Raw genomic sequence first — 9,386 nt, 5'->3', positions numbered from 1 at the left:
TCTTTGCTCCTTGGCTAACCGGATTAAACGCTCAGACCGCCGAACAGCGTCGGCATGTCGAGCGGGCGGAACCCGTAGTGGTTCATCCAGCGGACATCGGCGTTGAAGAAATCGCGCAGATCGGGCATGCCGTATTTAAGCATGGCGATGCGGTCGAGACCCATGCCCCAGGCAAAGCCCTGATATTCATCCGGATCCAGCCCGCCGGCGCGCAGCACGTTTGGGTGCACCATGCCGCAGCCGAGAATTTCCATCCAGTCCTTGCCCTCGCCGAACTTGACGGTGGGGCCGGAACGGTCGCACTGGATATCCACCTCGAAGCTTGGCTCCGTGAACGGGAAGAAGGACGGGCGGAAGCGCATGACGACGCTGTCGACCTCGAAGAAGGCCTTGCAGAACTCCTCAAGAATCCAGCGCAGATTGCCGACATGCGCCTTCTTGTCGATGACAAGACCTTCGACCTGATGGAACATCGGCGAATGGGTGGCATCGGAATCCTGGCGATAGGTCTTGCCGGGGATGACGATGCGGATCGGCGGCTTCTGGCTCTCCATGGTGCGGATCTGCACCGGTGAGGTGTGGGTGCGCAGCACCTTACGCTCGCCTTTTTCGTCCGGCTGGAAGAAGAAGGTATCGTGCATCTCGCGGGCCGGGTGGCCTTCCGGGAAGTTCAGTGCCGTGAAGTTGTAATAGTCAGTCTCGATGTCAGGACCTTCGGCGATGGAGAAACCCATATCCGCGAAGATGGCAGTGATTTCGTCGACGATCTGACTGATGGGATGAATGCGGCCGCGCTCTGCCGGAGACTGGCGGACGGGCAGGCTGACGTCCACCGTTTCGGCCTTGAGACGCGCGGCGATGGCGGCGTATTTCAGCGCGTTCTTGCGCTCGCCGATAAGGTCGGTAATTTCGGTCTTGAGCTGATTAATGGCGGCGCCGCGGGTCTGGCGCTCCTCCGGGCTCATGCTGCCAAGCGTCTTCAGAAGCTCCGAAACCGAGCCCTTCTTGCCAAGCGCGGAGACGCGCACGGCTTCGATGGCCGGTTCATCGGCAGCGGCGGCGATCTCCGACATCAATTGCGATTTCAAGGTATCAAGTTCAGTCATCTTTTCCTGCCTTGCCGGATTTTTTAACAGCGGCGTCGGTGTTCACAGCATTCATCAGATAGTCGGTCGCCATGATAAAGCGTCGCAGATCACTACCCATCCGCACGCGCCCGATCAACCGGGCAAGCGGTAAAAAACGCCCGAGAATGCGGGTCAAGCGGGTTAATTCTTCCAGTGCGCGGGGCGGAGCATTTTCGAGCCAGCGCGAAAAGGCGGCGTCGCGGGTTTTGGGGGCATCATTGGCGCGCGTGGCCACCTGCAGAAACAGCAGCCAGATATCACGAGCCTGCGCCGTTTCCAGCGGCATGACATCCTGAGGGCGCTCCTCGAAATCCATGAAACCGATACGGCCATCCTTCAAGAAGAAGTCTCGTACATGCGGGCGGCCGTGGCAGAGGCCTGCGGCATGCAGCTCGCCAAGTGCTTCTGCGGATTTAACAAGCAGGGCGTCATGCTCGATCGGATCGGAGGCCTTCAGGGCATCCATGCGCTCCATGAGCGTCGGGCCTACATCTCCCAGCACCACGGCCGTGCGGGATGAGTAGATCAGCGGCGGAACCGGGAAGCCGCGCTGCTGGAACTGCTGCAAGGTTTCGAGTTCCCGCTGCATGAGGCCCGCGCCATCAAGCGGTTCGGAAGGGCGAAGAAAAGCGTAGGGCAGGAGTTTTGACAGCAGCTTCTGAATTTTCATCCACCACGTCACACGCTCCGTGCCCTGCCGTTTGATCCACACCGTCAGCTGCGAGAGTTCAACCTTCTGAATGCGACGGTCACTTTTCAGGAGGACACGCATCACGGTTGCGATGTCGTCGTCGTCGAGATGAACGCGGAAACCTTCCGCTTCCACAACCTCACTTTTATTGACCTGCATTTCGTCCACCAAAGGTTTCGCTTCAAACGGCGTGAATACTCCAAGTCTTCTAAATTTCTAAATTAAAAAACGCCGATAGAAATGTATGGCAGCTGAAAAGAAAAAACCCGCGCCGGTTGCCCGACACGGGTTCAAATGAACAACAGATTGTCCGCGCCGTAATTACTTTACAGCGGTTTCAAACTCGTTGGCCGTACCAGCATCCTTGAGGTACTCAAGCGCCTTCTTCGCTGCTTCGACGAGCGCGCCGAATGCTGCCGGCTCATGGATAGCCATGTCGGACAGAACCTTGCGGTCCACTTCGATGCCAGCCTTGTTCAGGCCGTCGATGAAGCGGCCATAGGTGAGGCCGAATTCGCGGACAGCAGCGTTGATACGCTGGATCCAAAGAGCGCGGAAGTTACGCTTGTTGACCTTGCGGTCGCGGTAAGCGTACTGCTTGGAACGATCCACGGCAGCCTTTGCTGCGCGGATGGTGTTCTTGCGGCGGCCGTAGAAACCCTTGGCTGCCTTGAGTGTCTTGGTGTGCTTGGCGCGGGAAGTTACGCCACGTTTTACGCGTGCCATGTCATGATCTCCTTAAAGTGTCCAAAAATGCGGAAAAGTCTCAGAGACCGTTCGGCAGGTAGTTCTTGACGACCTTCTTGCCGTCAGCTTCGGCGAGAACCATGGTTCCACGCGCGTCGCGAATGAACTTGTTGGTACGCTTGATCATGCCGTGGCGCTTACCGGCGGCGGCTGCAACAACCTTGCCGGTTGCAGTGATCTTGAACCGCTTCTTTGCAGCGGACTTCGTCTTCATCTTGGGCATTTTGCTACTCCGTTTTTGTATCGAAACAGGCAGACGAGGCCTATTTCAAGCTATTCAGGAACGGCCTCGGCATGCCCTGCCGGACCGTTCGGACGCGCGCTTATAACCGCAGTCGGTTAAAAGCGCAACGGGGAAAGCGAACTTCCCCGTGCGGCTCATTACGCCAGTTCTGTGGCGGTATAAATTATTTCGGCGCGAGAACCATCATCATCTGACGGCCTTCAAGCTTCGGCTCGGCCTCCACCTTGGCAATCGCCTGAGTGTCTTCCTTCACCTGAAGAAGAAGCTTCATGCCCAGTTCCTGGTGAGCCATTTCACGGCCACGGAACTTCAGCGTCACCTTCACCTTGTCGCCATCTTCAAAGAAACGGCCCATCGCCTTCATCTTCACGTCATAATCATGCGTGTCGATGTTAGGGCGCATCTTGATTTCTTTGACTTCGACGATCTTCTGTTTCTTGCGCGCTTCAGCGGCCTTTTTCTGGGTCGCGTATTTCAGTTTGCCGAGATCGAGGATCTTGCACACCGGCGGTTCAGCGTTCGGCGAAATCTCAACGAGATCGAGACCGGCCTCCTCCGCCAGTTTCAATGCCTGATCCGTCGGCATGCTACCGAGGTTCTGGCCCTCTTCATCAATAAGCTGAACTCTGGGAACCCGAATTTCCCGGTTGGAGCGCGGCCCCTCCTTGACGGGGGCATCGGCTTTGAAAGGTCTGCGAATGGTCGTATTCTCCTGATCTGTTTCTGGATCACGTCGGCAAAAAACAGCTTGTTTGGTACAAGCGGCGGAAATGTCGTTATTGCCGTGGCGAAGTCAATAGCATATCTGCCCGAAAAGATCACCTGTTGTCACGGTTTTTGCAAATACGCCGCCGTTGTTGCACTAAAATCAGGAGAATTGCATATACATGAGCGAACAAGCCGCCGAATTCCTGCGCGTAGGTCCCGATAACGACAGCCGCGAGATTGCCATTCTCCATCGTCCGGCGATTTCCGGCAAAAGCGCACCCATGCTGGTGTGGCTCGGCGGCTATCGTTCAGACATGACCGGAACAAAGGCGGTCAAACTGGATCGCTTTGCAGCGGAAAACGGCCTTGCCTGCCTTCGGTTCGACTATTCCGGCCACGGCGCGTCCGGCGGAGATTTCAAAAAAGGCACGATCTCCCGATGGCTGGAAGAGGCACTCGCCGTAGTGCGTGCAAAGGCGCCGTCGAGCGTCATTCTCGTCGGCTCTTCGATGGGCGGATGGATCGCCTTGCGCATGGTTGAGGAACTACGCAAGACAGGTGGCGCCCCATCCGTCGCAGGCCTGATCCTCATCGCGCCTGCGCCTGATTTCACGGCGGAACTGATAGAGCCCAGCCTGACGGAGGCAGAAAAGACATCGCTGCTGGAGAGGGGATATTTCGAGGAGCACTCGGAATACAGTCCCGAGCCCAACATCTTCACCCGCGCGCTCATGGAAGACGGCCGGCAGAACCGCGTGTTGCAGGGCATCATCACCACCGGTTGCCCCGTTCACATCCTGCAGGGCATGCGCGATCCCGACGTGCCCTATCAACACGCGCTGAAACTTCTGGAACACCTGCCAGCCGACGACGTGGTTCTGACGTTGATCCGCGACGGCGACCACCGGCTCTCCCGGCCACGGGACATTGAAAGGATGCTCACGGCGGTGAGAGCCCTTGCAACATAGGCATTTCCGCAACGCTCTTAACCATATTCAACGAGTCTTGCGCGCCATTGATTGCTAAAGATTGACTCCTGCCCCCCAACCCTCTTAACTTTTCATTAAGAATTAAGGGACGGGTTTCATGATGAACGCACCGCTGGCGCGTGCGCTGCTGTCTGCAGTTGCCGCCGGGCTAATGACTGCTGCCTCCGCCATGGCGGAAACCAAGGGAAGCCCTTCCATGGTGACGGGCGGGATCACCTCCCAGCCGATCGGCCATTACGAGTTCTGTCAAAAATATGCCGATGAGTGCAACATTCGCAGCAAGGCGACGCCGCCGCCACGCGTCACCGACTATGGCTGGGGCGTCATTCGCGAGGTCAACACCTCCGTCAACACGACCATCGTGGCGATGACCGACCAGGAAATCTATGGCAAGGACGAGGTCTGGGAATACCCGACAACCGCCGGCGATTGCGAAGATTTCGTACTGCTGAAGCGCAAGAAGCTGATCGAGCGCGGATTTTCCGTGGCCGACCTGCTGATAACAGTCGTTCGCAAGCCTGATGGTGAAGGTCATGCGGTGCTTACCCTTCGCACCACGGATGGCGACTATATCCTCGATAATCTCACCGACGACGTGAAGCTCTGGACCGACACAAACTACACCTATCTGAAGCGGCAGGCGTCCTTTAATACGGGCCGCTGGGTTTCCATCGAGGATGGTCGGGACGTTCTGGTCGGCGCGTTGCGCTGATCTGCATGAAATCGATTATATCGAAAAGCCCGCGGCAGGCGCCGCGGGCTTTTGCCTTTTAGCCATTGCCGATGATAATGCCGGCCGCCAGCACCAATGAGCCACCGAGGACCACCTGAAAGACGGCGCGCAGGAATGGCGTTTCCATGAAGCGGTTCTGAATGAAGGCGATAGCCCAGAGTTCCACGAAAACAACGATCGCGGCAATAGCCGTGGCTGTCCAGAAATGCGGGATGAGATAGGGCAGCGCGTGGCCGAGGCCGCCAATGGCCGTCATGATGCCCGATGCCAGGCCGCGCTTCAGTGGCGAGCCGCGACCGGAAAGCTTGCCGTCGTCATGAGCGGCTTCCGTAAACCCCATGGAGATGCCCGCGCCGACGGAGGCGGAAAGACCGATGAGGAAGGTCTGCCAGGTATCCTGTGTGGCAAAGGCCGCTGCAAAGATTGGCGCCAGCGTCGACACGGAACCGTCCATAAGCCCGGCGAGACCCGGCTGCACATAGGTCAGGAGGAACTGACGCTTGGCGGTCTCCTCTTCTTCCGTTCTGCCGTTTTCATCGAGATGTTTTTCCTCGAGCATATGCGCGATATCCTCGTGGCCGCGCTCTGCCTCCGCCAGATCACCGAGCAACTTGCGCGTCGAGGCATCCGTGGTGCGCTTGACGGCTTCGTCGTAAAAACGGATTGCCTGCGCTTCCATCAATTCCGCCTGGGCGCGAATTTTTTCCAGTGAGAGATTCTTCACGAGCCAGTCCGGTGTGCGTTCGTAGAAACCACGCACATGTTCGCGGCGTATCAACGGTATGGTTTCTCCGAAGCGGCGGCGATGCATGTCGATCAACACGTTTCGATGCTGCTGCTCGACCTCGGCCATGTCGTCAAAAACCTTCGCCGATTGAGGATATTGCGCGCGCAGGTGATCGGCATAGGAGCGGTAGATGCGAGAGTCATCTTCTTCCGACGAGATGGCGAGCGCCAGGATTTCCTGTTCGCTGAGGGAGGAAAAGGGACGTTTGGAAAGCGAGAAAAGACTGTGGAACATGGCTGAAACCTTTTTAGAATAATTCTAAATACATCCGCATCACCCCGCGATCAAGCCATCTTAGAATAATTCTAATCAGTCAAAGCGCCGCATTGCCGATGGCAGCGCAGCGGCGTAAATTCGTTGGGAAAGGATCGATGATGCAGAACCCAGCCGCGGCAAGAGCCGCCCACAGCGCAGAAATTCAGGACAGGGCAGAAAAAGCGATGGCGGCTATCGGTGTCGATGCCCGTTTCATCGATCTGCTGGTGGAAACATTTTACGGTCGCGTGCTGAAGCACCCCGCGCTCGGGCCCGTTTTCGATGCGCGGCTTGCAGGCCGCTGGGCGGAACATATGGCCAGGATGAAGCAGTTCTGGGCGGCCGTCGCGTTCAAGAATGGCGGATATGGCGGCAAGCCGGTCCAAGCCCATCTTGGCGTAAAAGGCATGACCGCCGAGCTTTTCCCCCAATGGCTTGCGCTGTTTTCCGCCACACTCGATGACATTGCACCGGGCAGAGAGGCGCACGACTGGTTTATGGAAACCGCTGAACGCATCGCCAGAAGCCTGACGCTCTCGCTCTTTTACAATCCGGCGCTCGATGATCCCGCGTTGACGCGATCGTCGTCTTAACCGCAAGGCGCGGGGCCTGGGTACGGCACCTGATTGCAGAGTTGGAACGATGACGAAGCGCCGCGCAGGAGCGCGCAGGTTTCGAACATTCCCTCTTGATGGCCGCAAGGATAAATGTTTAGTAGCCGGCGGGAGGCGTACCGTGCGGTTCGCCTGTAATATGAAGCATAGCAGGGCTTATCGACATGGATCGCAGATCATTTATCCGCAAGGCTGGCGCCGTGGGCGCCGGTGTTACCGCAACGGCGCTGGCCGCTCCGGCCATCGCACAAGAAAATCCCAAGATTACCTGGCGGATGACGTCGTCCTTCACCAAGGGCCTCGACATTCTGTTCGGCGCGGGCCAGATCGTCGCCGATCACGTTAAGGAAGCTTCCGGCGGCAATTTCGTCATTCAGCATTTCGCGGGCGGAGAGATCGTGCCGGCCCTGCAGGCTGCGGACGCGGTGACGGCCGGAACCGTCGAAATGGCGCATACATGCGCCTATTATTACGTTGGCAAGGACCCGACCTTCGCGCTCGGGACCTCGGTTCCCTTCGGCCTCAATGCGCGCCAGACGAATGCCTGGTTCAACCAGGCCGGCGGCAACGAGCTGCTCAATGAGTTCCTTGCCCAGCACAATATCTACTCGATCCTGCTCGGCAACACCGGTGCCCAGATGGGCGGCTGGTTCCGCAAGGAAATCAACACCATCGACGACCTCAAGGGTCTGAAGATGCGTATTGCCGGCCTCACCGGCCAGGTGATGCAGAAGGTTGGCGTGACGCCGCAGCAGATCGCCGGCGGCGATGTCTACGCCGCGCTCGAAAAGGGCACGATCGACGCCACCGAGTTCGTCGGCCCCTATGATGACCAGAAGCTCGGCTTCTACAAGGTCGCGAAATATTACTATTACCCCGCATGGTGGGAAGGCGGCCCGGCCGTTCATGCCTTCGTCAACCTGCAGAAGTTCAACGAACTGCCGGAAAACTACAAGCGCATCCTGAAAGACGCCTGCGCCGCGGGCAGCGCCAGCATGCTGGAACGCTACGATGCGCGCAATCCGAAGGCGCTGAAGGAATTGGTAGCGCAGGGCGCGATCCTGCGCCCCTTCAGCCAGGAAATCCTCGATGTCTGCCACAAAGCGGCGCAGGAAACCTACGCGGAGATTTCGGCCAAGAACGAGAGCTTCAAGAAAATCTACGAGAGCCAGCAGGCCTTCAAGAAGGATGCCTATCTCTGGGCACAGATCGCCGAATACACCTATGACACCTACATGATGATCCAGCAGCGTAACGGCACGCTCTGATCGACAATCATTTCCCGACGATCTTCAGACGGTCATCCGGCATCTGCCGGGTGGCCGTTTTGTTAGACGAGACCAGTTTCCACACCTGCCGTTCCCGCCAGTCGACCGGGCTCATGCCGGTGACGCGGCGAAATTCCCGGTTGAAGTTGGACTTGGTTTGAAAGCCGGAAGAAAACATGATCGATGTCACCGATTGCTCCGTCTCCTCCAGCAACCGGCAGGCTTCGCGGATGCGCAGCTGGTTGACATATTGCGAGACGTTGACGCCAAGCGAACGATTGATCGCACCCGAAATCTGCCGGCTCGGCAGGCCGAGGCGTCTTGCTAGGCGCGACAGGTTGAGATTTTCGTCGCGGTAGAGCGCCTGCGACGTCATCAGGCGATCGAGGCCCGCAACGATCTCGCGGTCCTGTTGTGATGGTTCCGAAGGAGGCGGCACCTCTGCCGGCGGCTCCGCGGCCGCTTGCGACGCCTTGCTTTTCCCGGCCATGGCCGCCATCAGCCCGATCAGCAACAGGCCGAAAAGATTGGCGTTGCTGACGAGCGCCGCGACGTTCTCGCCATGTGCCCATTCGAAATCGAGAAACACCAGAAGATCGAACATAGCGGAAACGCACAGCGCCGCAGCAGCGATGATGAGCGCCTTGTGTGCCGAAGCGACGCTCGCAAATTGCGCCTCGTCCAGCCCATCAGGCCCTTTTCTTCCGAGCAGCAGCAGGGCGGTCGCATGGCCAACGAAGAGGGCAATCAGGCCAAGATCGATAGCGACCGGGAATGTGAATTCCAGAAGAATGACCAGCAGAGGGGACAGGGCGAGGCTTGCCAGCATGGCCCTTCTGCTTTCCGGCCCCACCTTCATCAGGCCGCGAAAGGCAATGTACACAAGTGGTGGCAAGCAGGCGGCCAAAACCGGCAGAACGTATCGCACCAGGCTCACACCATATCCCCAGCGCAGGCCGACGAGCACAGACTGCACGGCGCAAAGGGCGATAAGCGCCAAAAATACGCGGTTTGTCCGCACATCGTCTCCGCTTCGAAAGAAGACGATGAACATGACCACCAACAACAGCGCCACGACGAAAGGCAGGGGAATGAAAAGCACGATAACCATCCCGGAGCGAAACCTTGTCGCACTTCATGGACCAGATCGCGTTTCGGTACGACCTTTAACGCGATCAAGGACGCAAAAAATACGTGGCGGCGCAGATTGAGCCCCGTTCTTC

11 protein-coding genes are annotated in these 9,386 nt (G+C 58.0%); 4 read left to right on the top strand and 7 right to left on the bottom strand.

The features are described from left to right. Nucleotides 1–23 precede the first annotated feature (23 nt). The 5 genes from pheS to infC all read right to left on the bottom strand — a co-directional run bounded on the left by pheS (nt 24) and on the right by infC (nt 3,509). Entirely contained in the window at nt 24–1,106 is a 1,083-nt protein-coding gene (pheS, locus tag HQN82_RS13300) for a phenylalanine--tRNA ligase subunit alpha (RefSeq protein ID WP_173614959.1), read from the bottom strand. Next, nucleotides 1,099–1,977: a lipopolysaccharide kinase InaA family protein gene (locus tag HQN82_RS13295; RefSeq protein ID WP_035206809.1), complete on the bottom strand. Its 879-nt coding sequence runs from the start codon at nt 1,975–1,977 to the stop codon at nt 1,099–1,101. Before HQN82_RS13295 ends, pheS begins: the two co-directional genes overlap by 8 nt. Nucleotides 1,978–2,139: 162 nt before the next feature. Next, nucleotides 2,140–2,544, bottom strand: coding sequence for a 50S ribosomal protein L20 (gene rplT / locus HQN82_RS13290; RefSeq protein ID WP_003493358.1), 405 nt, complete (start codon nt 2,542–2,544; stop codon nt 2,140–2,142). 40 nt (nt 2,545–2,584) lie between these two features. Continuing rightward, complete coding sequence (gene rpmI, locus HQN82_RS13285; protein WP_003493355.1) at nt 2,585–2,788, bottom strand: 50S ribosomal protein L35; 204 nt, start codon at nt 2,786–2,788, stop codon at nt 2,585–2,587. A 184-nt stretch (nt 2,789–2,972) separates the two neighbouring features. Continuing rightward, nucleotides 2,973–3,509, bottom strand: a complete 537-nt coding sequence (gene infC / locus HQN82_RS13280; RefSeq protein ID WP_004439353.1) for a translation initiation factor IF-3 — start codon at nt 3,507–3,509, stop codon at nt 2,973–2,975. A gap of 187 nt (nt 3,510–3,696) precedes the next feature. Here infC and HQN82_RS13275 point away from each other — a divergent pair, with 187 nt between their 5' ends. Both HQN82_RS13275 and HQN82_RS13270 read left to right on the top strand, forming a co-directional pair. After that, nucleotides 3,697–4,485 carry an alpha/beta hydrolase gene (locus tag HQN82_RS13275; RefSeq protein WP_173614958.1) on the top strand — a complete coding sequence of 263 codons (789 nt, stop codon included), beginning with the start codon at nt 3,697–3,699 and terminating at the stop codon, nt 4,483–4,485. Between the two features lie 118 nt (nt 4,486–4,603). Continuing rightward, the gene (locus tag HQN82_RS13270) at nt 4,604–5,218 is read left to right on the top strand and encodes a transglutaminase-like cysteine peptidase (RefSeq protein ID WP_004439350.1); all 615 of its coding nucleotides are present in this window, start codon (nt 4,604–4,606) and stop codon (nt 5,216–5,218) included. A 58-nt stretch (nt 5,219–5,276) separates the two neighbouring features. On the opposite strand, the gene mbfA is transcribed toward HQN82_RS13270, so the two are convergent. Beyond that, nucleotides 5,277–6,260, bottom strand: a complete 984-nt coding sequence (gene mbfA, locus HQN82_RS13265; protein ID WP_006699734.1) for an iron exporter MbfA — start codon at nt 6,258–6,260, stop codon at nt 5,277–5,279. A 140-nt stretch (nt 6,261–6,400) separates the two neighbouring features. Here mbfA and HQN82_RS13260 point away from each other — a divergent pair, with 140 nt between their 5' ends. Both HQN82_RS13260 and HQN82_RS13255 read left to right on the top strand, forming a co-directional pair. Then, nucleotides 6,401–6,874, top strand: a complete 474-nt coding sequence (locus tag HQN82_RS13260) for a group III truncated hemoglobin (RefSeq protein ID WP_037089611.1) — start codon at nt 6,401–6,403, stop codon at nt 6,872–6,874. Between the two features lie 185 nt (nt 6,875–7,059). After that, nucleotides 7,060–8,163, top strand: a complete 1,104-nt coding sequence (locus tag HQN82_RS13255; protein ID WP_004439343.1) for a TRAP transporter substrate-binding protein — start codon at nt 7,060–7,062, stop codon at nt 8,161–8,163. Nucleotides 8,164–8,170: 7 nt separating this feature from the next. On the opposite strand, the gene HQN82_RS13250 is transcribed toward HQN82_RS13255, so the two are convergent. Further along, nucleotides 8,171–9,265: a helix-turn-helix domain-containing protein gene (locus HQN82_RS13250; RefSeq protein WP_037089612.1), complete on the bottom strand. Its 1,095-nt coding sequence runs from the start codon at nt 9,263–9,265 to the stop codon at nt 8,171–8,173. Between the last annotated feature and the right edge of the window lie 121 nt (nt 9,266–9,386).

This window comes from Agrobacterium pusense, assembly GCF_013285525.1.
GTDB lineage: Bacteria > Pseudomonadota > Alphaproteobacteria > Rhizobiales > Rhizobiaceae > Agrobacterium > Agrobacterium pusense.
The sequence above is the reverse complement of the archived record's forward strand: the minus strand, read 5'-3'. Positions and strand labels throughout refer to the sequence as shown.